The following is a 26,633-nucleotide window of genomic DNA, read 5'->3' on the forward strand; positions in this document are numbered from 1 at the left end:
CCGGATCGGCGCGGGCGCGCGGGCGGCGCGATGGATCAGGCGAACGGCGCGGATTTGCGGCGCTGCTTGACCAGGCCGATCAGGCCCAGGCCGACGAGCAGCATGGCGACGCCTTCCGGTTCCGGCACGGCGCTGATGGTGCCGTTGGCGGCGAACGCGCCACCGGCGTTGGAGACGACGTTGCCGCTCACCTGCACATAGTAGGAGCCGGCCGCCAGGTTGGCGTCGCCCAGCGTCCACTTGTCGCTGGCGCCGGTCTGCACCTGGCTGCCGGCCACGGCCAGCGCGCCGCCGGCCTTGTACAGGCTGAAGCCGGTGATGTTCAGGCCGTTCAGGGCGCTGGTGCTGGTCGAGGTCAGGATCAGGTCCAGCTTGGTGCTGCCGGTGGTCGTGAACGTGAACTGGTCGGCGAAGATGTCATTCTTCAGGTTGTTCTTGAACTTGTCGCCGAAATGGGCGCTGCCGTTCGGCGCCAGCGCGATGGCGCTCGGTGCGGAGCTGATGTCGATCACGGCGGCCTGGGCGCCGCCCGCCACGGTCGCGGCGGCCAGCGTGGCCATGGTCATCGCCAGGGCGCGGATTTGCTTTTTCATCTATTCCCTACTATTGAAAAGGAGGCGCGTCTGCTCCGCCTGCCGTATTAATAAAGTGTAACTTAAGTTGCACTTAAATCACCGGGGCGAAGATTACCATGAAAAATGGAATTTTGTCATGTTTTTCATGCGGCAAGTTTCCCCCGCGCGCGGCTCACGACCACGCGTCCATCTCCCCGTCCGTGAAGCCGGCCTGGCGGCGCGCCTCCCGGTTGAACGGGCCGCGCACGGGCGGCGCCTTGTAGCGCACCAGCAGTTCCCCGTAGGTCGCGCACGGGTCCACGCCGCGCTGCCGGCACAGGTGGCCGTACCAGCGGTTGCCGATCTCCACGTGGCCGATCTCGTCGCGCAGGATGATGTCGAGGATCCGCGCGGCCGCCTGGTCGCCGGCCTGGGCCAGCTTGGCGCGCAGCGGCGGGATCGCGTCCAGCCCGCGCGCCTCCAGCGTGCGCGGCACCAGCGCCATGCGGGCCAGCGCGTCGCCGCAGGTCTTCTCGACCATCTCCCACAGGCTGCCGTGGGCGGGGAAGTCGCCGTAGGCGTGGCCCAGCGCGCACAGGTGCGCCGCCAGCAGCGAGAAGTGGATGGCCTCCTCGCGCGCCACGCGCAGCCAGTCCGTGTAGTACGGCTGCGGCATGCCGGGGAAGCGCCACAGCGCGTCGAGCGCCAGGTTGACGGCGTTGAACTCGATGTGGGCCAGCGCGTGCACCAGCATGGCGCGCCCCTCCACCGTCACCATCGAGCGCCGGCCCACGAGGCGCGGCGGCACCAGCTCGGGGCGCGCCGGGCGGCCGGGGATGCCGTCCGGCGCGGCCACGGCGGCCAGGTCGGCGTCCACGTCGAGCGTGCAGGCGCCGTCCGCATGGGCGGCCGCCATCGCGGCCACGGCGTCCACCTTGGCCTGCGGATCGCACTCCAGCAGGCAACGCAGCGCCCACGCGCGTAAATCATTTGGCAACGCCATGCTCGGTCCCGATCGCTGAAAAGCGCGCAGTGTACCAAACCGGCGCCGGGGTCAGTTATGATGTCGCGTCGCAGTTCTCACCACGAAGGATATTGTTGTGCAAATTACTACCTCGGTTCGTCTCGCAGCGCTGGCAGGCGCGCTGGCGCTGGGCCTGAACGCCCACGCCGAAAGCTTCGCCTCCTCGGCCTCCAGCGCCGGTTCCGCGTCCAGCGGCAGCATCTCCACCTCGCTGGGCGACTCCAGCAACAGCTCGTCGGGCGGCAACAAGGTGGCCGACGGCGCCTACCGCATCATCGACATCGCCGCCACGCCGCAGCGCGCCGGCATGGCCCGCGTGACCATGCAGGGCGAGCTGCCGTCGCAGCACGTGGTGCTGGACCTGCCGCAACAGACGTTCGCGCAGCAGCACCTGGACAAGGGCGACTACATCTACGCGCAAAACCGCGCCTACGGCATCGCCTTCGCCCGCAACGACACGCACGAACCGTTCTATCTGGTGCTGGCCGACGACTGGTACGGCGAACTGGCCGCCCGCCCCGTCGGCATCTGACCTTGCGCCGCGCTCTCAGGCGCCGGTGCGCCGGCGCGGCGCTGGCCTGCGCGGGCGCGTTGGCGGGCCTGTTCGCGTGCGCCGGCGCCGCGCACGCGGCCGGCCTGTCCGGCGCATCGCGCTTTTGCGACAGCCCGCATGAATTGAACGCGACCGAACAGGACCACCTGCTGCGCTTCGCGGCCGTGGTGCGCGAGGAACTGGACGCCAGCGCAGGCGGCGTGGCCCTGATCAGCCGCTCGGGCCTGGACCTGTCGCGCTTTGGCATCCGCTATTCCCACGCGGCGCTGGCGTGGCGGGCCGGCGCCCCACCGCCAGCCGATGGCGTGGCCGGCCCGGCCAACGGGATGGCCGCCGCCCTGGCCGATGGCGGCCCCGATGGCGGCCCCGATGGCGCCGCGTCACGGGAGCACGGCGCCTGGTCCGCCCGCCAGCTCTACTACGCCTGCGACGAAAGCCGGCCCCGCATCTACGACCAGGGCCTGGCCGGCTTCGCCATGGGCACCGACGATCCGGCGCTCGGCTACATCGCGCTGCTGCGCCTGCCCGCCGCCGCCACGCCGCCGCTGCGGGCGGCCCTGCTCGACAATCCGCGCGCGCTGCACCTGCTGGCCGACCGTTACAGCGCCAACGCCTATGCCTACGGCCTCGCCTACCAGAACTGCAACCAGTGGCTGATCGAGATGCTGGCCGTGGCCTGGTCCGGCATGGCGGACGCGGACGACCTGCGCGCGCGCGCCCAGGACTGGCTGCGCGCGCAGGGCTACATGCCGGAGCCGGTGGACGTGGGCTCGCGGCTGCTGATGCTGGCGCCGTGGTTCATCCCCCTGCTCAACCTGGACGACCATCCTGAGCAGGACCGCGAGGCCCTGCAGTTGCGGGTCAGCCTGCCCGCCTCGCTCGAAACCTTCATGCGCCAGCGCCTGCCCGACAGCGAGCGGGTGGAAATCTGCCACGATGACAAACAGGTGGTGGTGCACCGTGGCTGGGACCCCGTGGCCGCAGGCTGCGTGCCGGGCCCGGACGACCGCGTGGTCCCGTTCAATTAAAACGTCGTTGCTCCCCCGGAGCAACGACTTCCCGCGCAGGCGGGAACGACGGAGGTCCGGCGCAACGTTCGACCGGGCCGGCGCGCCGTCACTGTCCGTCCGCAGGCCCGCCCTGCCCCGCCTGCGCCAGCAGCCAGCGGCGGAACTGTTCGACGGGCGGCTTCTCATGCGCGATGTCGGGCGTGATCAGATAGTAGGCGCGCGCCCCGCCCAGCGGACGGTCGCACACCAGCTGCAGCTCCCCCCGTTCCAGTTCCGATTCCACCAGCATGGCCGGCAGCAGCGCCACGCCGAGGCCGTGCGTGGCCGCCGTGGCCAGCATGGAAAACAGCTCGTAGCGCGGGCCCTGCATCGCGTGTTCCGCGCTCACCTCCATCGCCTCGAACCACTGGCGCCATGCCTCGGGACGGGTGCTCTGCTGCAGCAGCGGCAAGGCGGCGATGTCGCGCGGCGTCCACCGCTTGCGTCCGGCCAGCAGGCGCGGGCTGGCCACCGGCACCACCGTCTCGTGCATCAGCAGCACGGCCCGCGTGCCGGGCCAGTTGGCGATCTGCTCGGGGCTGGCCGCGTACAGCGCCGCGTCGTACTCGGTCTCGGTGAACATGAAGGGACGGGTCTGGGCGTCGATGTGGACCGTGAGCTCGGCATGCACGCGCTGCATATCCTGCAACCGGGGCAGCAGCCAGCGCGTGGCGAAGGTGGGCACCGACGCCAGCCGCACCACGCCGCCGCTGCCCTGGCGGGCCATGGTGTCGAGCGTGTCGCGTTCCAGCCCGGCCAGCCGCAGCGCCACCTGCTGCGCGTAGGCCGCGCCGGCCGGCGTGAGCGCCACGCCGTGGCGCGTGCGCTGGAACAGCCGCACACCGAGAAAACTCTCCAGACTGGCCACCTGGCGCGACACGGCGCCCTGCGTGAGCGCCAGTTCGCGCGCCGCGTGGGTGTAGCTTTCGTGCCGCGCGGCGGCCTCGAAGCAGGTCAGCGATTGCAGCATCGGGATTTTTCTCGTCATGTCTGGCCGTGGTGTTTGCAGGGTTTCAGGGGTATCGACGTCGCCAGTATGCCTCAAGATATGAGCGCCATGCATATCTGAGTGCGAATAAATCGTTTGCGCACCGGCCCGGCCGACACTAAGATGGTGCCATCCGATTCCATGCCGGCCCCGCGCCGGCCTACCCCACCAGGAGACAAACATGAGCAAAGCCGCATTTCACTGGGATGATCCGTTCCTGCTGGACGCACAGCTGACGGCCGACGAACGCGCCGTGCGCGACGCGGCCCGCGACTACAGCCAGGGCAAACTTGCCCCGCGCGTGCTGGAGGCGTTCCGCCACGAGAAGACGGACCCCGCCATCTTCCGCGAGATGGGTGAACTGGGCCTGCTGGGCGTGACCATCCCGGAAGCCTACGGCGGCGCCGGCATGAACTACGTGTGCTACGGCCTGGCCGCGCGCGAAGTGGAGCGCGTGGACTCCGGCTACCGCTCGATGATGAGCGTGCAGTCGTCGCTGGTGATGGTGCCGATCCACGAATTCGGCTCGGAAGCGACCAAGCAGAAATACCTGCCCAAGCTGGCCACCGGCGAGTTGATCGGCTGCTTCGGCCTGACGGAACCGAACCACGGCTCCGACCCCGGCAGCATGATCACGCGCGCCCGCAAGGTGGCCGGCGGCTACGAGCTGACCGGCGCCAAGATGTGGATCACCAACAGCCCGATCGCCGACGTGTTCGTCGTGTGGGCCAAGGACGATGAAGGCGCGATCCGCGGCTTCGTGCTGGAGAAAGGCTGGAAGGGCCTGAGCGCGCCCGCCATCCACGGCAAGATGGGCCTGCGCGCCAGCATCACCGGCGAGATCGTGATGGACGCCGTGTTCTGCCCCGAGGAGAACGCCTTCCCCGACGTGCGCGGCCTGAAAGGCCCGTTCACCTGCCTGAACAGCGCCCGCTACGGCATCGCCTGGGGCGCGCTGGGCGCGGCCGAGGACTGCTGCACGCGCGCCCGCCAATACACGATGGACCGCACCCAGTTCGGCCGGCCGCTGGCGGCCAACCAGCTGGTGCAGAAGAAGCTGGCCGACATGCTGACCGAGATCACGCTCGGCCTGCAATCGTGCCTGCGTCTGGGCCGCATGAAGGATGAAGGCACGGCCGCCGTGGAACTGACCTCGATCATGAAGCGCAACAGCTGCGGCAAGTCGCTCGACATCGCCCGCATGGCCCGCGACATGATGGGCGGGAACGGCATCAGCGACGAATTCGGCGTGGTGCGCCACCTGGTCAACCTGGAGGTGGTCAACACCTACGAGGGCACGCACGACGTGCACGCGCTGATCCTCGGCCGCGCCATCACCGGCCTGGCCGCCTTCTCGTAATCCCATGGAGGCGACCGCACAACGGGCCGCGCCGCTGCGCGGCATCAAGGTACTGGACCTGTCGCGCGTGCTGGCCGGCCCGCTGGCCGGACAGGTGCTGGGCGACCTGGGAGCCGACGTGGTCAAGGTCGAGCGCCCCGGCCAGGGCGACGACACGCGCGCGTGGGGCCCGCCCTACCTGCACAACGCCAGTGGCGAACACCGCGACGCGGCCGCCTACTTCCTGTGCGCCAACCGCAACAAGCGCTCCGTCACCATCGACATGGCGCAGCCGGAGGGCCAGGCCCTGATCCGCCAGCTGGCCAAGGAGGCGGACGTGGTGCTGGAGAACTTCAAGCTCGGCGGCCTGGCCCGCTACGGCCTGGATGCACCCAGCCTGCTGGCGCTGAACCCGCGCCTCGTCTACTGCTCGATCACCGGCTTCGGCCAGGATGGCCCGTACGCGGCGCGCGCCGGCTATGACTTCCTGATCCAGGGCATGGGCGGTTTGATGAGCGTGACCGGCGCGGCCGAGGGCGAGCCGGGCGCCGGTCCGCAGAAGGTGGGCGTGGCGCTGACGGACGTGATGACGGGCCTGTATGCGGCCATCGCCATCCAGGCCGCGCTGGCCGAGCGGGCACGCTCCGGCCTGGGCCAGCATGTGGATCTGGCGCTGCTGGACGTGCAGATCGCCGGGCTGGCCAACCAGGCCTCGAACTACCTGGCCGGCGGCGTGCTGCCCGGCCGCATGGGCAACAGCCATCCGAACATCGTGCCCTACCAGGACTTCCCCACGGCCGACGGCGACATGATCCTCGCCATCGGCAACGACGGCCAGTTCGCCAAGTTCTGCGCCGTGGCCGGCCATCCGGAATGGTCGACCGACGAAAGATTCTCCACCAATCCGCAGCGCGTGGCCAACCGCGTGGTGCTGATACGGCAGCTGCGGCAAGTGACCATCACGCGCGACACGGCCGACTGGATCGCGGCGCTGGAGGCGGCCGGCGTGCCGTGCGGCCCGATCAACCGCATCGACCAGGTGTTCGCCGACCCGCACGTGCGCGCGCGCGGCCTGCGCATCGAGGTCGAGCATCCAACGCTGGGCGCCGTGCCGCTGGTGGCCAACCCGATGCGCCTGGCCGCGTCGCCCGTCGCCTACCGGCTGGCCCCGCCCACGCTGGGTCAGCACACGGATGAAGTGCTGCGCGAATGGCTGCGGCTGGAGGAAGCCCAACTTGCAGACCTGCGCGAGCGGGCGATCCTGTAACCACGTCTTTTCACGCACACGACATGCCGCCCGCCGCGATGCCGGCGGCGCCCGCGCTCCCACCTCATCCGAAGCAAACGTTCATTTTCTTATAAATTATATAAACATTTCTGTTTAATAAATTTAATCCATTGGTAATAAGGAAAACTGAAAAAAAATGCCGTCGAAATCAAGACGGCATGAACACAAAATCGTTCCGAAAATCGAAACGCCTGATTTATCCAACCCGCCGGTATCGATAACCTTTTCCCTGCATGCACAGCGTCAGAAGTTCTGCTTGCTCAACCTCCCGTGTCTTATTGAGCTTGATTTGATACTGGCACTCTGAGATGGCATCAGTCTTCTGATAACCGGAAGCTCCTTCTTTTACATAGTCATATCTTGGCGGCGATGCGCAAGCAGATAGCAGTAGAATTGACGAGAAAATTACAATAGATTGAATAGGCTTCATGATTTCAGTTAATAGTGATTAATAATTAATTTCTCACAGTTTCAAGTGCACAGAGACGTGGAATTTCACTCTAGAAATTATATTTTTGCCTAGAAAATATGGCAGTCTCGAGATTATCAGCGCCACTCCGGTTATTAATCACCAATTCTCACTTCAATTCATCAAAATGTGACGTCCGTCATTTGGATTCAAAAAAAGTAGCCCTTGAGTCAATTCAATCGATCTGGTCGTCAGCCATCATGGCGCGCCTTCCGCCTCATCGATCAACTGGCACAGCTGGCGATACTGGTGCTGTTCCAGCATGTGCTCGACGGCCGCCACCAGCGGCGCGTGCACGGCCCGGTGCGGGGCCAGGATCGCGCGCACCTCGGGCTGGTTCAGTTCACGCAGCGCCGATCGCAGTGCCGCGCGCACCGACGCCGGCAGGCACGCCAACTGCCGCGCCGTGGCCGGCGGCACCCCGCTCACAGCGCCCGTGTCAGCCTGCGGCTGGCCGCGCTCGAACAGCTCGCCCAGCTGCTGCTCCAGCATCTGGAACAAGGCCTCCTGCTCGACCGGCTTGCGCAGGAAGCCATCGGCGCCGGCCGCCAACGCCTGCTGGCGCTCCTCCTCGAAGGCGGACGCGGTCAGCACCACCACGCGCGGCTGCGCCGGCGCCGCGGCCGCGCCGGCGCGCAGGCGGCGTGTCACCTCCAACCCGTCGATGCCGGGCATGCGCCAGTCCACCAGCAACAGGTCGACCGGCGCCAGCGCCAGCACGCGCAACGCCTGCGCGCCACCGGCCGCCTGCTCGACGACGAAACCGAGCGGCGCCAGCATGCTGACCAGTAGCTGGCGGCCGTCCGCGTTGTCGTCCACCACCAGGATACGCTTGCCGCGCTGCTGCGGCGCCAGCCCCCGTACGGCCGGCGACGGCGGCGCGGCCAGCCGGCGGGCCGGCGCGGCCTCGGCCCGGATGGTGAAACTGAACACGGCGCCGTGGCCGGGCGTGGAGGCGACGGCCAGCGTGCCGCCCATCAGCCGCACGAATTCGCGCGAGATGGCCAGCCCCAGCCCCGTGCCCTCCTTGTCGGCACCATCGTCGGCCTGGTAGAACGGTTCGAAGATGCGGGCCTGGTCGGCGCTGGCGATGCCGATGCCGGTGTCGCGCACGGCGAACGCCAGCAGATGGCCGCTGTCGCCGGCGTCGCTGCACCGCAATTCCAGCACCACGGCGCCCCCTTCGGCGAACTTGACGGCGTTCGACATCAGGTTGAGCAGCACCTGGCGCAGCCGGGCGCCGTCGAGCCGCACGGCCGGCGGCGCGCCGTCGCAGCGCAGCGTGAGGGCCACGTCGGTCTCGCTGGCGCGCGCCCGCACCATGTCGAGCACTTCGCGCGCCAGCTCGGCCACGTCCACGACCTGCTGCTGCAGCACCACGCGCCCCGCTTCGATCTTCGACAGTTCGAGGATGTCGTTGATCAGCCGCAGCAGCTGCTGGCCGGCGCGGTGGATGATGGCCAGATTGCGCTTCTCGTCGGGCGACATGGTGGCCGACTCGCCCATCAGGCGCGAGAAGCCGATCACGGCGTTGAGCGGGGTGCGCAACTCGTGGCTCATGGTGGCCAGGAACACGCTCTTGGCGCGGTTGGCGGCCGTGGCCTCGCGGGCCGCCGCCTGCAGCGCCGCCGTACGCTCGGCCACCAGCTCCTCCAGGTGGTTGCGGTGGCGCAGCAGCTCCTGTTCGGCCAGCCGGGCCACCGTCACGTCGTAGTTCACGCCCACCATGCGCAGCGCGCGACCGTGCGCGTCGCGGAAGGTCAGCGACTCGGCGCGCATGTGTCGGATGCTGCCGTCGGGCCAGCGGATGCGGAATTCCGCCGCGTATTCGCGCTCGCCGCGCAGCGCGGCCGCCACCTCGGCGGCGGCCGCCGGCAAGTCCTCCGGCAGCACGACCGCGCTCCAGGCCTCGTAGGCGCCGCGGAAGCGCTCGCGCGGCACGTGGAAGTGCTCGAACATCTTGTCGTCCCACACCAGCTCGTCGCGCACCACGTCCCAGTCCCAGATCCCGACGTCGGCCGCGCGGGTGGCGATCTGCAGCCGCTCCTTGCCCTGCTGCAGGTCGCGGTAGCGCCTGTCGAGCAGCGCCACCATGTTGCGCACCGACGCGCTCACGGCCCGCAGCTCGCCGTAGAAGCGCACGCCCTGGCGCATCTCGCCCGGCCCGCCCGCCTCGACCGAGGCCGCGTACTGGCGCACGGCCTTGAGCGGTTTGAGCATCAGATGCCACAACAGCAGGTAGACGCTGGCCACCAGCGCCGCGTCCAGCACCACGATGATGCCGACGATGGCCCAGCGGCGCTGGCGCAATTGGGCCAGCAGCGGCGCCGGGGTGGCATACACGGCCACCTCGCCCACCCGCTGCCCCTCCACCACGATGGGGCGCGCGGCCCGCAGCAGGCCATCGGTCGCCGGCGCGGGGCCGCCGCCGCGCAGCGCGCCGTTCGCGTCGCGCTGCACCACGTAATCGAGCCCGCGAGGCTCGGCCCGCACCACGCAGGCCTGCAGGTTGCGGTTGCTGAGCGCGCTGAACAACAGCACCTCGATCTGGCTCGGATCGAAATTCCACACCGGCAGCGCCACCGCCACGGCCAGCTGGTCGGCGCTGGCGGCCAGCGTCTGATGCAGCTCGTCCCAGCGCCGTTCGCGCTCGATGTCGTAGTACAGCACGGCGAACGCCAGCAGCACCAGCGTGACCACGGCCGTCAGCGCGGCGCTCACGATCAGCGCGATCGACGGTTCCGGCGCCGGCCGCCCCGGCAGGGCGCGCCACAGGCGCGCCGGCGACACGGCCAGCGCCGCCAGCGCGGCCCGTAGCCGCGCGCGCGCGACGCCCATCAGCCGTGTCATGGCATGCTCCCCTGCCCGCTCATCCCTCGAGCACCCCCAGCCGCATGCCGATGGCGACCAGGTCGGCCAGGGAATCGGCGCCCAGCTTCTCCATCACGGCCTGGCGCTGCGCCTTGACCGTGCGTTCGCTGTTGCCCAGCGCGTAGGCGATCTGCTTGTTCATCAAGCCGCGGATCACCAGGGCGAACACCTGCTGCTCGCGCGCCGTCAGGCTGGCGTGGCGCTGGCGCAGGTCCGCCAGCCCCGCTTGCGCCGCGGCCGCCGCCGTCCAGCGCCGCAACGCCCGCTCGACCGCGTCCAGCAACGCCTCGCGCGCGATCGGCTTGAGCAAATAGTCCTCGGCGCCGGACTTGATGGCGCGCACGCTGGTGGCGATGTCGGCGCAGCCGGTCAGGAACACGATGGGCAGGATGCTGCCGCGCGCCGCCAGGTGGTCCTGCAATTGCAGCCCCGTCAAGCCCGGCATCTGCACGTCGAGCAGGATGCAGCCCGCGCCGTCGCCGGGTGGCGCGTCCAGGAAGGCGCTGGCCGAGGCATGGGCCAGCGCCCGGTAGCCGGCCGCGCGCAGCAGCCGCCCCAGCGCCGTGCGCAACGACGCGTCGTCGTCGACGATGTGGATCACGGGCGGCGCCGTCATGGCCGGCCGGCCTGTTCCAGCGGCAGGTGGAAGCCCACCACGGCGCCGCCGCCGGCGCAATTGCCGGCCCGGATCCGGCCGCCGTGCGCGCGCACGATGGCCGCCGCGATCGACAGCCCCAGCCCCATGCCGGCCGGCTTGGTGGTGAAGAACGACTCGAACACGCGCTCGGGGTCGCACGCGAAGCCGGCGCCATGGTCGCGCACGTCGACCCGGGCGGCGCCACCGTCGGCGCCGGCGGCGATGACGATGCGGCGCTGGTCCGGCGGCAGCGCGCCCACGGCGTCCATGGCGTTGAGCAGCAGGTTGACCATCACCTGCTGCAACTGGACGCGGTCGCCCGCCACCGGCAGCGCCGGCGCGGCCAGGTCCAGCGTCAGCGCGCACCGGCGCATCCTGGCCTCGCTGGCCAGCAGCATGGCCGCCACCCGCACCACGTCGTTCAGGTCGACGCTGGCCGTGACGGGCTCGGACTTCCTGAGCAAGTCGCGCATGCGCAGGATCAGCTCACTGGCGCGCAGGTCGTCGCGCCGGATGTCGGCCACGATCTCGCCCACCTCGGCCAGCGGCGGGCGCTCCATCTCGAGCAACAGCCCGGCCGCCTCGGCGTTGCTGAGGATGGCCGCCAGCGGCTGATTCAACTCGTGCACCAGCGCCGCGCAATAGACGGAAGCGCTGGCGTTGCGGTTCATGTGGGCGATCTCGGACAGGCGCAGCCGCGATTCGCGTTCGGCCAGATCGCGCAGCTGGCGCTCGTTGAGCAGCGACAGCCTGGCCTGTGCCAGCGCCTCGGCCTTGGCCTCGACCAGCTGCTCCAGGTGCTCGTTCTGGTACGCCAGGCGCCGGCGCAGGCGCGCGATCTCCAGGTGCGCCTGCACGCGCGCGTGCACTTCCTCGAACTGGTAGGGCTTGGAGATGAAATCGACGCCGCCCACGGCGAAGCCGCGCAGCTTGTCGTCCGTGTCGGTGCAGGCGGACAGGAAGATGACGGGCACGTCGCGCAGCGTCGCGTCGTCCTTCAGCTGGCGGCAGACTTCGTAGCCGTCCATGCCCGGCATGCGGATGTCGAGCAGGACCAGCTCGGGCGGCTGGCCGCGCGCCGACCACAGGGCCAGCGGGCCGTCCGGCGCCGGCCGCACGCGGTAGCCGGCCTCGCTCAGCAGGCCGGTCAGCAGTTGCAGCGATGCGGGCGTGTCCTCCACCACCAGGATGTCCCCCCTGGCGTGCCGCTCCTGAACAAGTTGGGCCTGCGCCCCCGGATTCGTCATACCGCGCCACTCGCTTCGCCTGTCACCATTCCCGCATGATAGCCGCAATGGGCGGCGGTGGCGGGAAAAATGCGCGGACGGCGCCCGCGGACGGCTAGCGGACCAGCGACGGTGGCTGCGGGCGGACGGCCGGCGCCGCGCGGGACGCGTCGAGAGAACGGGCCAGGCGCGGCGCGAGCTCGTGCGCCGGCTGCGCGCGCCCGAACAGCCAGCCCTGCACCTGCGGGCAGCCGATGCCGCGCAGCATGGCCGCCTCGTCCTCCGTCTCCACGCCCTCCATCACCACCGTCATGTCGAGCGCGTCGGCCATGGCCAGGATGGCGCGCAGCACGGCCACGTCGCGCCCGTTGTGGCCGGTGCCGGCCAGCAGCGAGCGGTCCACCTTGAGCGTGTCGAACGGCAGCGACTTGAGGTAGACGAAGGACGAGTAGCCGACCCCGAAGTCGTCGATGGCCAGCGAAATGCCGCGCGCGGCCAGCGCCTGCAGCACGCCTTCGCACTGCTCGCAGCCGTCGATGGCCTGGCTTTCGATCAGTTCCAGTTGCAGGCACTCGGCCGGGAAGCCGGTGTCGGCCAGGATCGCGTCCACGTCGTGCAGGAAGCCCTCCCAGCGCAGCTGGCGCAGCGACAGGTTGACGGCCATGGTGCCGAACACATGGCCGGCGTCGAGCCAGGAGCGCCCCTGGCGGCACGCCTCGCGCAGCACGGCCTGGCCGAGCGGGATGATGAGGGCCGTCTCCTCGGCGATGGGGATGAAGCGCCCCGGCGCCAGCAGGCCCAGTTGCGGATGCTGCCAGCGCACCAGCGCCTCCAGCCCCACCACGGCGCCGTCGGCCAGGTCCACCTTGGGCTGGTAGTGCAGCACCAGTTCATCGCGCTCGAGCGCCTGGCGCAGGTCGTTCTCGATCTGCAGCTGCTCGTTGGTGTCGGTGTTCATCTGGCCGATGAAGAACTGGAAGTTGTTCTTGCCGGCGCCCTTGGCCTCGTACATGGCGCGGTCGGCGTGCAGCACCAGCGTCTGCGCGTCCTCGCCGTCGTCCGGATACATGCTCACGCCGATGCTGGGCGTGACGTAGATCTCCTCGCCGCCGATGTGGAACGGCGCGCCGATGGCGTCCAGCAGCTTCTGCGCGATGTGGGCCACGTGGCGGGCGTCGCCCACGTCCTCCAGCAGCAGGGTGAATTCGTCGCCGCCCAGGCGCGCCACGGTGTCCGTCTCGCGCACGCAGGCGCGCAGGCGCTCGCCGACGATCTTGAGCAGCTCGTCGCCCACGCCGTGCCCGAGGCTGTCGTTGACGAGTTTGAAGCGGTCGAGGTCCAGGAACAGCACGGCGATGCGGTGCTGGGTGCGCTGGGTGCAGCGCAGCGCGTGCTCGAGGCGCTCGCCGAACAGCGAGCGGTTGGGCAGTCCCGTCAGGGCGTCGTGGGTGGCCAGGTAGTTCAGCCGCTCCTCGGCCATGCGGCGCTGGGTGATGTCGGCGAAGATGGCCGCGTAATGGGTGCACACGCCGGCGTCGTCGCAGATGCTGGAGATGGTCAGGTGCTCCAGATACAGCTCGCCGTCGCGCCGGCGGTTCCAGATCTCGCCCTGCCAGCAGCCGGTCTCCCTGAGCTGGGCCCACATCTTCTGGTAGAACTCGGGCGTCTGGCGCTTGGAGCTGAGCATGCTGGCGTTGCGGCCGATGGCCTCCTCGGCGCTGTAGCCGGTCAGCGTCTCGAAGGCCGGGTTGACGCGCTCGATGGTGCCGTCCGCGCGCGTCACCATCACCCCCTCCAGCGTGGACTCGAACACGCGGTCGGCCAGCCGCAGGTGGTAGCGCGACTCCCACAGCGCCTGGTCGCGCTCGCGCAGGGCCGCGCCCAGCTCGGACACGTACTCGTCCTCGATGCTGGTGAGGATGTCGTTGAAGCTGAGCAGGCCCACCAGGCGCTCGTCGTCGTCCAGCACGCCCAGGTGGCGGATCTTGTTCTGGGCCAGCGTCTTGCGGGCCAGGTACAGGCTCTGGCTGGCCTGCACGCTACGCAAGGGGCGGCTGGCGTGGCGGCCCACCGTGCCCTGCGCCGCGCCGCCGTTGGCGATCAGGCGCACGATGTCGCGCTGGGTGAAGATGCCGTGGCCGCCGTCGGCGTACGAGACGATGGCGGCGTCGCGGCCGCAGCGGCGCATCTCGGCCACCGCCTCGTCGAGCGCCATCTCCTCGGCCAGCACCAGCGGGGTGTGGCAGGGAATCGAACTCACGGCCCGCATGCGCAGGAAGAATTCCGCCCCCTGGTTGAGCACCACGTCGCTTTGCGACAGCATGCCCAGGCGCTGGCCCCGCTCGTCCACCACCAGCAGGTGGCGGATGCCGTTGCGCTTGAACTGCACGGCCGCCTCGCCCACCAGCAGCTCGCCCTGGATGGTCTGCACCGGCCCGTTCATGGCCGACGACACCGGCAGCGTGGCCAGCGACGGGTTGGACAGGTCGAAGTGCAGCACGTCGCTCTCGGTGAAGATGCCCACGGCCGCTTCGCCGTCGAGCACGAGGATGGAGCTGCAGCGGCGCGTCGCCATCAGCCTGGCCACCTCAAGCAGCGGCGTATCGGGCCCGCACGTGAGCAAGTCGCGCGTGACGAGCCGCTTGATGGGGAATTCGCAACTTAGAAGCATGGCCTTGCGCCTTGTGGGCGCCCAGAAAGTTTCCCGCGAGTATGGTCGATGCCGGAGGAAAATTCTATGCGTCAGATCAAATCTGTAGCCGTGCAGCAACACGCGGCGCCGGCGCCGGCGGCCTGGCCCTGCCACGGCCAGCGCCGATCAAAAGCAATGAATGTAACGAATTTAAATTGAATTCCTCAAATTCGACATTTACGCCACAAATTCGCTATAATTGGTGCAAGGCAATTGATTTTAACGTAATGCAACACGGCGCGCCGACGGACGGGATCCCGGCGCGCGCAGACAAGGAACCCCCATGGCAAGCGCGCTTCAATTTCTCGTCGTCGACGACTTTCAAACCATGCGCCGCATCCTGGCCACCCTGCTGCGGGAAATGGGCTACACCAAGGTGCTGGAGGCGGAGAACGGCAAGAAGGCGCTGCGGTGCCTGGAGGCGGAGCTGGAAGGCGCCTCGCCCGTCGATGTCGTCATCGCCGACTGGAACATGCCGGAGATGGACGGCCTGGAGCTGCTGCAGGCGATACGCCGCGACGCGCGCCTGGCCGGCCTGCCGGTGCTGATGGTCACCGCCGAGGCGAAACGGGAAAACATCATCTCCGCTGCCCAGGCGGGCGCGGACGGCTACATCGTCAAGCCGTTCAACGCGACGACCCTGCAGCAGAAACTGCACACCATCCTGCAACGAAAAGGAGTACCAGCATGAACGCCATCCTCCCCGCGCACCGGCCGCAGCCCCTCCCGCACCAGCCGGGCGCGCCCGACACCAGCGCCGTCTACGAGCGGCTGGGCGTGATCGTGCGCGAACTGCACGACACCCTGCGCGAACTGGGCGCGGGCGGCGTGCTCGCGGACGCGGCCAGCCAGTTCCCGTGCGCGCGCGGACGCCTGCTGCACATCGCCGACCTGACCGAGAACGCGGCCAACGTGGTGCTCAGCAAGGTGGAGCAGCACGGCCCGGCCCAGGAACAGCTGGCGCGCGATGCCCAGTCCCTGCTGGCGGAGCTGGAGGCGGGCGCCGTGCCGGCCGACCGCGTCGCGTCGTTCCTGGCCAACGTGGCCAGCGGCTGCGGCAGCACGCGCGCGGCCCTGTCGGACATCATGATGGCCCAGGACTTCCAGGACCTGACCGGGCAGCTGATCAAGAAGGTGGTGGTGCTCATGGAGAGCACCGAGGACAACCTGCTCAAGCTGCTGATCGACGCCGCCCCGCCCGGCGCCATGGTCGCCCAGGCGCGCGACGAGCTGACGGCCGGCCCCGGCGCCCATGGCGGCGTCGCGCTCGACCAGACCAGCGTGGACGACCTGCTGGGGGAGCTGGGCTTCTGAGCTTCTGAGCTGTTGCGCCGGCGCTAGAGCAATGCCTCTAAGCCGGCCCGCGTCCCGCCCGGCGCCGCGCGGATCGCATACAATCGCCTTCCTATCACATGCATTCTTGGCAAGATGCGCCCTTGCTGGTCTGCGACACAAGGGGACGAGATACGATGTCAGGCATCACACCGAATCAGGCGGCGGCCGGCTTCCAGCCCGGCGTTCCGTTGCATCTGCAAGTCCAACGGGCGCTGGGCCTGCACCAGCAAGGCCAGCTCGCCGCCGCCGAGAGCCTGTACACGGCCATCCTCGCCCGCCATGCGAAACAGGCCGAATGCCTGCACTACCTGGGCGTGATCCGCTACCAGCAGGGCCGGCACCAGGAGGCGGTGGAGCTGATCAAAAAGGCCATCAACCAGGACAAGAACAATCCCGAGGCCCATTCCAACCTGGGCCTGGCCCTGCATGGCAATGGCCGCCACCAGCTGGCGCTCGACAGCTACGCGCGGGCGCTGGCCCTCAATCCGCGCCACCCGGACGCCCTCAACAACCGGGGCAATGTGCACCGCGACCAGCACCGCCTGGAGCAGGCCCTGGCCGATTACGACAGCGCGCTGGCCCTGCGGCCGCGCTTCGCGCTGGCCCAGGCGGCCCGCGCCGACGTGCTCAATCGCCTGGGGCGCGCGCACGACGCGCTGGAGGCCATCGACCGCGCGCTGGCGCTGCAGGCGACGCCGGAGCTGCACAACGCGCGCGGCACCATCCTGCAGACCTTGCAGCGCCGCGACGACGCCCTGCTGTGCTTCGAGGCGGCGCTGGGCTGCGACCCGGCCCACCTGGCGGCCTGGAACCACAAGGCCGGCGCGCTGTACCTGATGGGCCGGCGCGACGACGCGCTGGCGGCGCTGGAGCAAGCGGCCGCGCTGGCGCCGCAGGCGGCCGACATCCGCCTGAAGCAGGCCGTCGTCAAGCTGCACATCATCCGTCCGGCCGGACATGATCTGGACGCCGAGCGCGCCGCCTTCGCGCACGACCTCGACGCGTTCGACGCCTGGCTGGGGCAGCGGCAGGTGGCCCAGCCGCTGGCCGTGGTGGGCGGCTGCCACCCGTTCTACCTCAGCTACCACGAGCGCAACAACCGCGCGCTGCTGGCCCGGTACGGCGCCATGTGCGCGCGCCTGATGGGCCAGTGGGCCGCCCAGCGCGGCCTGCCCGCCATCGTCCCGGCGCCGGCCCCTGCCCCCGCACCCGCCGCCCCTGCCGCCGCCCCCGCCCGCAAGGCCGGCGCGCCGATCCGCGTGGGCGTGGTGTCGGCCCACGTCGTCGAGCATCCGGTGTGGCGCGCCATCGTGCGCGGCTGGTTCAGTGAGCTGGACCGGGAACGCTTCGAACTGCATGTGTTCTACCTCGGCGCCAAGGACGATGGCGAGACGGCCTACGCGCGCGGCCGTGCCGCCGCCATGCACGAGGGGACGCGTTCGGAAGCGGAATGGGCGCGCCTGATCGCCGGCTCCCACCTCGACGTGCTGATCTACCCGGAGCTGGGCATGGACGCGATGGCGCCCCGGCTGGCCGCGCTGCGGCTGGCCCCGCGCCAGCTCGCCACCTGGGGCCACCCCGAGACCACCGGCCTGCCCACCATCGACGGCTACCTGTCGGCCGCCGGCCTGGAGGCGGACGACGCGCAGGACCACTATTGCGAACAACTGGTGCGCCTGCCCAATCTGGGCTGCCACTACGAACCGCCGCCGGTGGCGACGGAGCACGTGGAGCTGGCGGCGCTGGGCCTGCGCCCGGGCGTGCCGCTGTTCGTCTGCCCCGGCTCGCCGTTCAAGTACGGCCCTGAACACGACCACGTGCTGGTGGACATCGCGCGGCGCTGCGGCCCCTGCCAGTTCCTGTTCTTCTCCAATCCCCAGGCCAGCCACCTGACCGACCTGCTGCGCGCGCGCGTGGCGCAAGCGTTCGCGCACACGGGGCTGGCGCCGGACGAGCACCTGGTGAGCATCCCGTGGCAGCCGCCGGCCCGCTTCTACAGCATCCTGCGCCAGGCCGACGTGTTCCTCGACACGATAGGCTTCTCGGGGTTCAACACGGCCATGCAGGCCGTGGACTGCGCGCTGCCGATCGTGACGGTGGAAGGCCGCTTCATGCGCGGCCGCTTCGGCAGCGCCATCCTGCGCCGCATGGGCCTCGACCATCTGGTGCAGCCGGACAGCGCCGGTTACGTCGACCTCGCGTGCCGGCTGGCCGCCGACGCGGCCCTGCGCGACAGCGTGCGCGCCGCCATCGTATCGCGGCGCGACGTGCTGTACCGCGATACGGCGCCGATCCGGGAACTGGAACGCCACCTCGCACAGCCATCGGCGGCGTGACCACGCTGCCGCGCGGCTAGTCGGTCTGGATGTCGGCGTTGGCGTTGTTGTGCACGAAGCCGGCGTCGTTGAGGGCGAACGCGGCGCGCGGCAAGGCGGCCGTGCTGGCGGCGGTGACGCGCCACACGGTCTTGCCGCCGCCATCGGCGATCACCAGCGGCAGGCGCAACTGGCCGCTCCAGCACACCTTGCTGACCGCGCCGGCGCGCTCCAGCGCATACCAGCGGCACGGCCCCAGCGGCGCCTCGCCGGCCGGCGCCTGCTGCAACGCCGTCAGGCGGTAGGGTCCCGCCGGCCGCGTGAGCGCGTGCGCCATGCTGAACCAGTCGGTGAAATGGCCGATGCGGTACAGATTGGTGCGTTCGATGTCGGTGCGGATCTGGCGCGGCAGGTCCAGCACCACCATCTGCCACTCGGTCTGGCCGGCCGGCTTGAAGATGTGCGTCTCCAGCTTGTCGTCGGTGCGGCGTTTCAGGCGCTGCGCGCCGTCGCGCCATACTTCGACCGTGTGGGTTCGGCCGTCGGCGAGGTAGGTGGCGCTGTAATGGAGCTGGCGCGCCTCGCCCTCGCTGCTGAAGGTCTTGTCGAAATCCAGGTCGGCGGCCTGGCTACCGGCCGCCGCCATGATCCCGGCCAGGAAGAAAGCCCGGGTGTCGATCATCTTAGTTCCGCACTGGTTGCGCGTAGTCGAAGTAACGGTAGGTCTTGCCGTCGACCGTCAAGTCCTTGACCATCAGGTTGACCGAATAGCTGCCGTTGCTGAGCGCCGTGTCGACGGTGGCACCGGTCAGGTCGGTCGGCACCTTGAACGTCAGGCCGGTGGCCGGGGCGCTCGGGTTGACGACGGCCGACTTGACGCTGGCGCTGGCCGAGCTGGCCGGCTTCACCAGCGCTTCGTTCAGCACGCGGCCATCGGCCTGCGGCATGGACTGGCCCAGCAGGTAGGCCACGGTCGGCGCCACGTCCACGTTGCCGGTCGGGTTGCTGATCACGGTGTTCGTCTTGAACGCGGGGCCGGCGGCGATCAGCGTGTTGTGCACGTCGATCGGGCTGAAGCTGCCGTGCATGCCGCGGTTGGCGCCCGTGCTTTCGAACTCGATGCCGGGCACGCCGTTGACCAGCTGCTGCGCGTCCCAGTTGAAGCTGACGACGATGTCGGGCTGGCCCTTGCCGGAACGGGTGGCGTTCTCCAGGTTGATCATCGACATGGGCAGCGTGCCGGCGATGGCGCCGTAGCGGCTGTCGACGAAGATCGCGCCGTATTCCTCGCGCGATTGCAGGAAGCGCACGGCGGCGGCGACGGTGGCCGCGTCATGGTCGGGGATGTACAGGTAGTCGGAACCGCCGTTGGCGGCCACCACGATGCCCTTGGCCGGCATGGTGGCGGGCACCTTGAAGCTGGCCACCGGGGTGGGCAGCGTGGCGCTGATGGCCTGGTACTTGGCGTTGGCGGTGCCGCACAGGGCGCCCGTGGTGTCCACGCCCACCGGCTGCACGTTGCTGCCGTCGGCCTTGATGCCGTACATGGCCGAGGTGCTGCAACCGTTGCCGTCGAACGCGCGGAAGCCGGCGTAGGTCAGCAGGTCGGCCGTGCGCACGTCGCCCGACACGGAGTAGCCGTTGATGGCGTCGCGGTTGCCCAGCACGGCGTTGGTCACGCCGTTGGCGACCGAGGTGCTGGCCGTGATGGCGCGCAGCGGGTACAGGCTGGTGGGGCCGGACACGTTGCTGTGCGCATGGTCGGACACCACGATGATGTTGGTGTTGGCGTCCATCTTGTTGGCCTTCAGCGCGGCCTGCAGCTCGCCCAGGCGCGCATCCTGCGACGCCAGCGCCTTGCGGTAGTTGGCCGAACCGGGACCGTAGGCGTGCTCCGTGTTGTCCGGCGTGCGGAACCAGATCAGCGACAGGTCCGGCAGCTTCTTGGGCAGGATGAAGTCGGTGTAGACCTTCATCATGTACTTGTTGGCCGCGTCCTCCGGATTGCCTTGCGTGGCATCGGTGACGTCCTTCGCCAGCAGGCCGTTGGGCAAGGCGAAGCTGAGCGCGCTGGCGCGCGCCGTCGGGTCGCCGTTGGTGGCGGCCAGCGTGACGGCGCCCGCCGTATAGGCGTAGGGCGTGTTCTTGGGCAGCGCGAAATTGGCGGCCTGCAGGTCGGTCACGAGCGACGCCGGCAGCACCGTGTTCTCATCGAGGAAGATGCCGCCGCGGCCCAGGTCCTGGATGAAGGCGGCGCCGGATTTGCCGATGGTGGCCGTCTTCAGGCCGGCGTCCTGCGCCGTCTTGAACAGCGATTTGACCAGCAGCAGCTGGCCGCCGTAGTAATCGTTCAGGGTGCTCAGCACCGCGTAGTCCTCGGTGAAGACGGGCGCGTTGTAGTCCTGGCTGCCGCCGCCGGCGCTCTTGCCGACGGGGATGGGTTGGGCCGCGCCGGCCTGCGGCGGGGTCCAGAACGTGTTGCCGTAGAAGCCGCTCGTTTTCGGGAACGAGCCGGTGGCGAACGACGAACCGTTCATCATGGTGAAGGTCGGATAGGTCGAATGGTTGTCGACGAAATGCACGCCGGCCTGGCGCAGCGCGTACAGGTTGGGCGTATCGACGGGGTTGACGGCGTCGGGACGCAGACCATCCCATACCATGATGATGGTGCGCTGGGCAGGTGCCGTGACGACTTCGGGGGCGGTGGCGGTGGAGCTCGAACCACCGCAGGCGGTCACGGTCGCCAGCGTGGCGGCCATGCTCAGGAAAAGCAGGGAAGAACGCATATTTTTCTCTTCAGGTCATTGTTGGGCCGCACGGGCGGGCCGCGCCACTATAGTGACCAAAAATGACATTGTGATGACCTGACAAGAAAGCCGGACAGCCCGGCGGGGCGGGAAGGCAGGGATGACGGCGGTGGCGCGCCGGACAACGCCCGGCGCGCCACGTGCGGGCAAGCGCTATTTGTAGATGCCGCAGCCGATGATCACGTCATCGACCCGTTCCACGTAGGTGCGTTTGGCGTCGAGTTTGCCGGTGCTGGGATTGGGCCACTTGTAATCGACCCAGCCCTTGCCGGCCTTGCCCATGCCGATGGCGAGGATGTCCTTGATCATGTAGCGGCCGTCGGCGTCGCGCATTTCCGACACGTTCTTGCCCACCAGTTTGGGATTGGCGCCATTGGCCGTCTCGATGCCGTCGCCATTGGCCGAGAAGCTGAAGATGTACAGGTCGCGGTCGATGAACTGGCCCTTGGGATTGTTGAACTCCGCGTAGGCCTTCTCCTTGCCGTTCTTCCTCAGGTACTCGGCCGCCTTCCTGACCATGGCCACCGCCTCGTCGGCCGTGCCCTTCTCGGCCGCGCCGGCCGTCAACGACAGCAACACCATGGCCATGCCGGCCAGCGCGACGATGAAGTTCCTGTAACACTTACCCATGATGCGTCTCCCCTTTTTTGATGTGATCAATGCGGCGTCCGGGCTCAGAACACGTGCCGCAGTCCCAGGTTGACGGCGCGGTCGCCCGTGCCGCCCTCGATCGCGCTGCCGACCGTGTAGCCGGCGCCGTTCTTGTTGCGGATGCGCGCATAAGCAGTATAGACATCGGTGCGTTTGGAAAGATAGTAGCGGTAGCCGATCGCGAACTGTTCGGCATCCTGGTTGAATGCCGTCTTGTCATTCTTGCGGATGTAGGAAGCCATCCAGGTCTGCACGCCCACGGGCACCGTCACGCCCAGCAGCAGGTCGGCGCTGTCGGTGGACGCGGTGGGCGCCACCGCGTAGCCGAACGGGTTGGTGGCGTTGCGCAGGGGCGCGCTGTTGCCGCCCTTGTCCGTGCCATAGGCCAGGTGCGCCTTGGCCGGGCCGAAATCGTAGGTGGCCGTCAGCACCGTGTTGCGCGCGCTGCTGTTGTTTTTCACGGCCGCCGTATCGTTGTTGCGGTTGTGGTACGCCAGCTTGACGGCCAGCGGGCCGCCGGCGTAACCAAGCGCGCCGCCGAACTGGCGGCCGGCCGCGTTGTCGCCGGCCACCTCGCCCGCGCCGTACACCAACTCCGCGCTCACGCCATGCAGTACGGGGCTCGCGTATTTGATCGCGTTGTCCATGCGGCTGGCGCTGTTGCCGGTGGCGGCCATCAGGTTCTTGGTGTCGCCCGCCAGGCCGGAACCGAAGGGATCGACGGCGGCCACCGCCAGGTACTGCGGCGTGTACTGGCGACCCAGCGTGACGGTGCCGGCCCGGCTTCGCAGGCCCACGTAGGCCTGGCGGCCGAACAGCAAACCGCCCTGCCCCATGGCGCCGGTGTCGGCCTGGAAGCCGTTCTCCAGCAGGAAGATGGCGGCCATGCCATCGCCCAGGTCCTCGCTGCCCTTGAAGCCGAGCCGCGAGCCCGACGCGACCCCGCTGGTCAGTTTGGTGCTGGCGCCGGCGGCGGCGCCGCTCTCGCGCACCAGCCCCATGTCCACGATGCCATACACGGTCACGGCCGATTGGGCCGCAGCCATCCCTGCCGATGCGCCCAGTGCGAGCGCAAGCATAGTTTTCTTCATTTTGTTGGTGTCCCCAGTGTGATACGGGCTCGGTGGAATAACCGGCGGCGCCGCGAGCCCTGACCGCGCCGCCGGCGGATTACTGTCGGCGTTACGCGCCGTAGCCGCCGCCGCCCGGCGTCTCGATGGCGAACACGTCGCCGGCCCGCATCTCGGCCGTGTGGGTGGCGCCGAAGTGTTCGACGCTGCCGTCGCTGCGTTCGACCCAGTTGCGCCCCAGCGCGCCGGCCGCCGCGCCATCGAGGCCGAACGGGGCCACGCGGCGGTGGCCGGCCAGGATGTTGGCCGTCATGCCCTCCAGGAAGCGGATGCGGCGCAGCGCCCCGTCGCCGCCCGCGTGCCGGCCCGCGCCGCCGCTGCCGCGCCGGATCGCATGCGTCTCCACCAGCACGGGGAAGCGCCATTCGAGCACTTCCGGATCGGTCATGCGCGAGTTGGTCATGTGGGTCTGCACGGCCGCCGTGCCGTTGAAGCCGGGGCCGGCGCCGGAGCCGCCGGCGATGGTCTCGTAGTACTGGTGCTCGGCGTTCCCGAACGTGAAGTTGTTCATCGTGCCCTGCGAGGCCGACAGCACGCCCAGCGCGCCATACAGCGCATCCGTCACGTACTGCGACACCTCCACGTTGCCGGCCACCACGGCCGCCGGATACACGGGGTTGAGCATCGAGCCTTGCGGGATGATCAGGTTGAGCGGCTTGAGCACGCCCTCGTTCATCGGGATGTCGCTGTCGAGCAGCGTGCGGAACACGTACAGCACGGCCGCCTTGCACACCGACAGCGGCGCGTTGAAGTTGCTCGGGCGCTGCGCGCTGGTGCCGGTGAAGTCCACCGTGGCGCTGCGGCTGGCGTGGTCGATGGTGAGGCTGACCTTGAGCAGCGCGCCGTCGTCCATCTCGTATTCGAAGCTGGCGTCGCGCAGGCCGCTGATGGCGTCGCGCACCGCCGCCTCGGCGTTGTCCTGCACGTGCTGCATGTAGGCCAGCACCACATCCTCGCCATAGGTGGCCACGGCCTTGAGCAGCTCGTTGGCGCCGGTCTCGCAGGCGCCCAGCTGGGCGATCAGGTCGGCGATGTTCTGGTCGATGTTGCGGCTCGGCCAGGGGCCGGCGCCGAACAGTTCGCGCACCAAGGGCTCAAGGAACACGCCCTGGTCCACGATCTTGATGTTATCGAGCAGCACGCCCTCCTCCAGGATGGTGGTGCTGTTGGGCGGCATGGAGCCGGGCGTGATGCCGCCCACGTCGCCGTGGTGGCCGCGCGCAGCCACGTAGAACAGCGGCTGCGGCCGCGACGTGAACGGCGGCGCGTGGTGCTCGGTGCTGAACACGGGCGTCACCACCGTGATGTCGGGCAGGTGGGTGCCGCCGTTGTAGGGCACGTTGAGCACGTAGGCGTCGCCGGGCATCATGGTGTCGCCATGTTCGCGGATCACGCACTGCACGCTGTCGCTCATCGAGCCCAGGTGCACCGGGATGTGGGGCGCGTTGGCGATCAGATTGCCGTGGCGGTCGAACACCGCGCACGAGAAGTCCAGCCGCTCCTTCATGTTGACCGAATAGGCCGTGTTCTCCAGCGTGGTGCCCATCTGGCGGGCGATCGCCATGAACAGGTTGTTGAAGATCTCCAGGTGGATCGGGTGCACGGCCGTCGTCATCTTGTGCATGCTGCCGGCGGCCACGGTGCGCTCCAGCAGCAGCGTGTGGTCGGGCAGCACCTTGGCGCTCCAGCCGGCATCGACCACGGTGGTGGCGATCTCCTCGCGGATGATGGCCGGGCCGGCGATGCGGCTGCCCACCGGCAGCGCGGCGCGCACGTGCAGCGCGATGGGCACGGTGTCGCCATCGACGTAGCTGAGCACCTCGCCGGGCGCCCCGGCCTGTTCGCCGGCCGGCACTTCGATCACGAAGTCGGCGCCCTTGCCCTCGCCGATGGCTTCGGCCGAGATCGACTCGATCACCAGCGGCTGGCCCTCCATCACGAAGCCGAAGCGGCCACGGTACTGGATGGCGAACGCCTCGGCCATCTCGACCAGCGAGCCGACGGGCACCACGAAGGCCGAGTCGCTGTCCTGGTATTTGACGCGCGCGCACAGCTCCACCTTGATGTCGGCCGGCGCCACCTGCTGCGCCAGCAGTTCCGCCTCAGCGTCCCTCGCCAGCGCGCCGAAGCGCGGCTGCAGCGCCGCCAGCGTGGCGTCGGACAGCACCTGCTCGACGGCCGCCTCGCGCATGGCGCGGATGTCGGCCAGTCCCATGCCGAAGGCCGACAGCACACCGGCGAATGGATGGATCACGATCTGCGTCATGCCCAGCACGTCGGCCACGCGGCAGGCATGCTGGCCGCCGGCGCCGCCGAAGCAGCACATGGCGTAGCGGCTCACGTCGTAGCCGCGCTCGACGGAGATCGACTTGATGGCCTGCGCCATGTTGTCGACCGCCACCGCCAGGAAGCCATCGGCCACGGCCGACGGCGACAGGCTGGTGCCCGTCTCGCGTTCGATCTGCGCGGCCAGCGCGGTGAAGCGGCGCACCACCTCGTCGCGGTCCAGCGGCTGGTCGCCGTTGGGGCCGAACACGTGCGGGAAGTGCTCGGGCTGGATACGGCCCAGCATCACGTTGCAGTCGGTGACCGTCAGCGGGCCGCCCTTGCGGTAGCTGGCCGGGCCGGGATTGGCGCCGGCCGATTCCGGCCCCACCTTGAAGCGGCCATGCTCGAAGCTGCAGATGGAGCCGCCGCCCGCCGCCACCGTGTGGATGTGCATCATGGGTGCGCGCACCCGCACGCCGGCCACCACCGTCTCGAACACGCGCTCGTAGGCGCCGTCGTAATGGGCCACGTCGGTCGAGGTGCCGCCCATGTCGAAGCCGATCACCTGCTTCAGGCCGATCGCCTCGCAGCTTTTCACGGCGCCCACGATGCCGCCGGCCGGGCCGGACAGGATGGCGTCCTTGCCCTGGAAGCGGCTGGCGTCCGTCAGGCCGCCGTTCGACTGCATGAACATCAACCGCACGGCGCCCGTGTCGGCGGAAACGCGCGACACGTAATCGCGCAGCACCGGCGACAGGTAGGCATCCACCACCGTGGTGTCCCCCCGGCCGACGATCTTCATCAACGGGCTGACCTGGTGGCTGACGGAGATCTGGCCGAAGCCCGCCTCCTCGGCCAGCGCACGCAGCCGCTGCTCGTGCTGCGGATAGCGGTAGGCGTGCATCAGCACGATGGCGATGGCGTCGATACCCTTGGCACGCAGCTGGCGGAACTGCGTGCGCAGCACTTCCTCGTCCGGCGCCGCCAGCACCTCGCCATGGGCGCCGATGCGCTCATCGACCTCGATCACCTCCTCGTAGATCAGGTCCGGCAGGTCGATGCGCATGGCGAAGATGTCGGGCCGGTCCTGGTAGCCGATGCGCAGCTGGTCGGCGAAGCCACGGGTGATGGCCAGCGCCGTGCGCGCGCCCTTGCGTTCGAGCAGCGCGTTGGTGGCGACCGTGGTGCCCATCTTGATCACTTCGATCTGCTCCACCGGCAGCGGCTCGCCCGTCTGCAGGCCCAGCATCTCGCGCATGCCCTGGGTGACGGCGTCGTCATAGCGCTCCGGGTATTCGGACAGCAGCTTGTGCGTCACCAGTTTGCCGTCCGGGCGGCGCGCCACGATGTCGGTGAAGGTGCCGCCGCGGTCGACCCAGAATTGCCAGCGCAGTTGGTGGGTGGGGATGTCGTTTTTCATGATGGTGTCTCTCGATG

At 69.2% G+C, this 26,633-nt stretch carries 19 protein-coding genes; 7 read left to right on the forward strand and 12 right to left on the reverse strand.

Going from position 1 to position 26,633, the window contains the following annotated elements; translation table 11 throughout:
• Nucleotides 1-35 precede the first annotated feature (35 nt).
• Together AC1RQG_RS16945 and AC1RQG_RS16950 are read right to left on the reverse strand one after the other, a co-directional pair.
• Nucleotides 36-593 carry an FxDxF family PEP-CTERM protein gene (locus AC1RQG_RS16945; RefSeq protein WP_493133186.1) on the reverse strand — a complete coding sequence of 186 codons (558 nt, stop codon included), beginning with the start codon at nt 591-593 and terminating at the stop codon, nt 36-38.
• Nucleotides 594-747: 154 nt separating this feature from the next.
• A complete protein-coding gene (locus tag AC1RQG_RS16950) occupies nt 748-1,557 on the reverse strand; it encodes a ferritin-like domain-containing protein (protein ID WP_493133187.1) in 810 nt (269 codons plus the stop codon).
• Between the two features lie 97 nt (nt 1,558-1,654).
• Here AC1RQG_RS16950 and AC1RQG_RS16955 point away from each other — a divergent pair, with 97 nt between their 5' ends.
• Together AC1RQG_RS16955 and AC1RQG_RS16960 are read left to right on the forward strand one after the other, a co-directional pair.
• The gene (locus tag AC1RQG_RS16955) at nt 1,655-2,110 is read left to right on the forward strand and encodes a hypothetical protein (RefSeq protein WP_493133188.1); all 456 of its coding nucleotides are present in this window, start codon (nt 1,655-1,657) and stop codon (nt 2,108-2,110) included.
• The gene (locus AC1RQG_RS16960; RefSeq protein ID WP_493133329.1) at nt 2,107-3,159 is read left to right on the forward strand and encodes a DUF2145 domain-containing protein; all 1,053 of its coding nucleotides are present in this window, start codon (nt 2,107-2,109) and stop codon (nt 3,157-3,159) included. The genes AC1RQG_RS16955 and AC1RQG_RS16960 overlap by 4 nt, the downstream gene beginning before the upstream one ends.
• 88 nt (nt 3,160-3,247) lie before the next feature.
• Here AC1RQG_RS16960 and AC1RQG_RS16965 read toward each other — a convergent pair whose 3' ends face one another.
• On the reverse strand, nt 3,248-4,168 hold the full coding sequence (locus AC1RQG_RS16965) for a LysR substrate-binding domain-containing protein (protein ID WP_493133189.1): 921 nt from the start codon (nt 4,166-4,168) through the stop codon (nt 3,248-3,250).
• A 181-nt stretch (nt 4,169-4,349) separates the two neighbouring features.
• On the opposite strand from AC1RQG_RS16965, the gene AC1RQG_RS16970 reads away from it, so the two are divergent.
• Complete coding sequence (locus AC1RQG_RS16970) at nt 4,350-5,528, forward strand: acyl-CoA dehydrogenase (protein WP_493133190.1); 1,179 nt, start codon at nt 4,350-4,352, stop codon at nt 5,526-5,528.
• 4 nt (nt 5,529-5,532) lie between these two features.
• The gene (locus AC1RQG_RS16975) at nt 5,533-6,774 is read left to right on the forward strand and encodes a CaiB/BaiF CoA transferase family protein (RefSeq protein WP_493133191.1); all 1,242 of its coding nucleotides are present in this window, start codon (nt 5,533-5,535) and stop codon (nt 6,772-6,774) included.
• Nucleotides 6,775-7,462: 688 nt separating this feature from the next.
• Here the strand turns inward: AC1RQG_RS16975 and AC1RQG_RS16980 are convergent.
• From AC1RQG_RS16980 to AC1RQG_RS16995, 4 genes are all read right to left on the reverse strand, one after another.
• Entirely contained in the window at nt 7,463-10,114 is a 2,652-nt protein-coding gene (locus tag AC1RQG_RS16980) for an ATP-binding protein (RefSeq protein ID WP_493133192.1), read from the reverse strand.
• 19 nt (nt 10,115-10,133) lie between these two features.
• The gene (locus tag AC1RQG_RS16985) at nt 10,134-10,751 is read right to left on the reverse strand and encodes a response regulator transcription factor (protein ID WP_493133193.1); all 618 of its coding nucleotides are present in this window, start codon (nt 10,749-10,751) and stop codon (nt 10,134-10,136) included.
• Nucleotides 10,748-12,019, reverse strand: a complete 1,272-nt coding sequence (locus AC1RQG_RS16990; protein WP_493133194.1) for a hybrid sensor histidine kinase/response regulator — start codon at nt 12,017-12,019, stop codon at nt 10,748-10,750. The genes AC1RQG_RS16985 and AC1RQG_RS16990 overlap by 4 nt, the downstream gene beginning before the upstream one ends.
• 94 nt (nt 12,020-12,113) lie before the next feature.
• Nucleotides 12,114-14,669, reverse strand: a complete 2,556-nt coding sequence (locus AC1RQG_RS16995; protein WP_493133195.1) for an EAL domain-containing protein — start codon at nt 14,667-14,669, stop codon at nt 12,114-12,116.
• A gap of 304 nt (nt 14,670-14,973) precedes the next feature.
• Here AC1RQG_RS16995 and AC1RQG_RS17000 point away from each other — a divergent pair, with 304 nt between their 5' ends.
• The 3 genes from AC1RQG_RS17000 (at nt 14,974) to AC1RQG_RS17010 (ending at nt 18,361) form a co-directional block, all read left to right on the forward strand.
• Complete coding sequence (locus tag AC1RQG_RS17000) at nt 14,974-15,381, forward strand: response regulator (protein ID WP_493133196.1); 408 nt, start codon at nt 14,974-14,976, stop codon at nt 15,379-15,381.
• On the forward strand, nt 15,378-16,004 hold the full coding sequence (locus tag AC1RQG_RS17005) for a protein phosphatase CheZ (RefSeq protein ID WP_493133197.1): 627 nt from the start codon (nt 15,378-15,380) through the stop codon (nt 16,002-16,004). Before AC1RQG_RS17000 ends, AC1RQG_RS17005 begins: the two co-directional genes overlap by 4 nt.
• Nucleotides 16,005-16,159: 155 nt before the next feature.
• Nucleotides 16,160-18,361: an O-linked N-acetylglucosamine transferase, SPINDLY family protein gene (locus AC1RQG_RS17010; protein ID WP_493133198.1), complete on the forward strand. Its 2,202-nt coding sequence runs from the start codon at nt 16,160-16,162 to the stop codon at nt 18,359-18,361.
• 16 nt (nt 18,362-18,377) lie between these two features.
• Here AC1RQG_RS17010 and AC1RQG_RS17015 read toward each other — a convergent pair whose 3' ends face one another.
• From AC1RQG_RS17015 to AC1RQG_RS17035, 5 genes are all read right to left on the reverse strand, one after another.
• Entirely contained in the window at nt 18,378-19,022 is a 645-nt protein-coding gene (locus AC1RQG_RS17015; RefSeq protein WP_493133199.1) for a hypothetical protein, read from the reverse strand.
• A gap of 1 nt (nt 19,023) precedes the next feature.
• Nucleotides 19,024-21,126, reverse strand: a complete 2,103-nt coding sequence (locus tag AC1RQG_RS17020; protein WP_493133200.1) for an alkaline phosphatase family protein — start codon at nt 21,124-21,126, stop codon at nt 19,024-19,026.
• 174 nt (nt 21,127-21,300) lie between these two features.
• Nucleotides 21,301-21,777, reverse strand: coding sequence for a cache domain-containing protein (locus AC1RQG_RS17025; RefSeq protein ID WP_493133201.1), 477 nt, complete (start codon nt 21,775-21,777; stop codon nt 21,301-21,303).
• Nucleotides 21,778-21,821: 44 nt separating this feature from the next.
• On the reverse strand, nt 21,822-22,889 hold the full coding sequence (locus tag AC1RQG_RS17030; RefSeq protein ID WP_493133202.1) for a porin: 1,068 nt from the start codon (nt 22,887-22,889) through the stop codon (nt 21,822-21,824).
• Between the two features lie 91 nt (nt 22,890-22,980).
• Complete coding sequence (locus tag AC1RQG_RS17035) at nt 22,981-26,616, reverse strand: hydantoinase B/oxoprolinase family protein (protein ID WP_493133203.1); 3,636 nt, start codon at nt 26,614-26,616, stop codon at nt 22,981-22,983.
• Nucleotides 26,617-26,633: the final 17 nt, after the last annotated feature.

The organism is Rugamonas sp. GW822-FHT03B10 (assembly GCF_058801745.1).

What these genes read in the sequence shown, in the direction of transcription:
- AC1RQG_RS17035 (WP_493133203.1), bottom strand. Translation starts at nt 26,616, where the DNA reads ATGAAAAACGACATCCCCACCCACCAACTGCGCTGGCAATTCTGGGTC.
- AC1RQG_RS16980 (WP_493133192.1), bottom strand. Translation starts at nt 10,114, where the DNA reads ATGACACGGCTGATGGGCGTCGCGCGCGCGCGGCTACGGGCCGCGCTG.
- AC1RQG_RS17025 (WP_493133201.1), bottom strand. Translation starts at nt 21,777, where the DNA reads ATGGGTAAGTGTTACAGGAACTTCATCGTCGCGCTGGCCGGCATGGCC.
- AC1RQG_RS17005 (WP_493133197.1), top strand. Translation starts at nt 15,378, where the DNA reads ATGAACGCCATCCTCCCCGCGCACCGGCCGCAGCCCCTCCCGCACCAG.
- AC1RQG_RS16945 (WP_493133186.1), bottom strand. Translation starts at nt 593, where the DNA reads ATGAAAAAGCAAATCCGCGCCCTGGCGATGACCATGGCCACGCTGGCC.
- AC1RQG_RS16965 (WP_493133189.1), bottom strand. Translation starts at nt 4,168, where the DNA reads ATGACGAGAAAAATCCCGATGCTGCAATCGCTGACCTGCTTCGAGGCC.
- AC1RQG_RS17020 (WP_493133200.1), bottom strand. Translation starts at nt 21,126, where the DNA reads ATGCGTTCTTCCCTGCTTTTCCTGAGCATGGCCGCCACGCTGGCGACC.
- AC1RQG_RS16995 (WP_493133195.1), bottom strand. Translation starts at nt 14,669, where the DNA reads ATGCTTCTAAGTTGCGAATTCCCCATCAAGCGGCTCGTCACGCGCGAC.
- AC1RQG_RS16975 (WP_493133191.1), top strand. Translation starts at nt 5,533, where the DNA reads ATGGAGGCGACCGCACAACGGGCCGCGCCGCTGCGCGGCATCAAGGTA.
- AC1RQG_RS17010 (WP_493133198.1), top strand. Translation starts at nt 16,160, where the DNA reads ATGTCAGGCATCACACCGAATCAGGCGGCGGCCGGCTTCCAGCCCGGC.
- AC1RQG_RS16990 (WP_493133194.1), bottom strand. Translation starts at nt 12,019, where the DNA reads ATGACGAATCCGGGGGCGCAGGCCCAACTTGTTCAGGAGCGGCACGCC.
- AC1RQG_RS16970 (WP_493133190.1), top strand. Translation starts at nt 4,350, where the DNA reads ATGAGCAAAGCCGCATTTCACTGGGATGATCCGTTCCTGCTGGACGCA.
- AC1RQG_RS17000 (WP_493133196.1), top strand. Translation starts at nt 14,974, where the DNA reads ATGGCAAGCGCGCTTCAATTTCTCGTCGTCGACGACTTTCAAACCATG.
- AC1RQG_RS16950 (WP_493133187.1), bottom strand. Translation starts at nt 1,557, where the DNA reads ATGGCGTTGCCAAATGATTTACGCGCGTGGGCGCTGCGTTGCCTGCTG.
- AC1RQG_RS16985 (WP_493133193.1), bottom strand. Translation starts at nt 10,751, where the DNA reads ATGACGGCGCCGCCCGTGATCCACATCGTCGACGACGACGCGTCGTTG.
- AC1RQG_RS17015 (WP_493133199.1), bottom strand. Translation starts at nt 19,022, where the DNA reads ATGATCGACACCCGGGCTTTCTTCCTGGCCGGGATCATGGCGGCGGCC.
- AC1RQG_RS17030 (WP_493133202.1), bottom strand. Translation starts at nt 22,889, where the DNA reads ATGAAGAAAACTATGCTTGCGCTCGCACTGGGCGCATCGGCAGGGATG.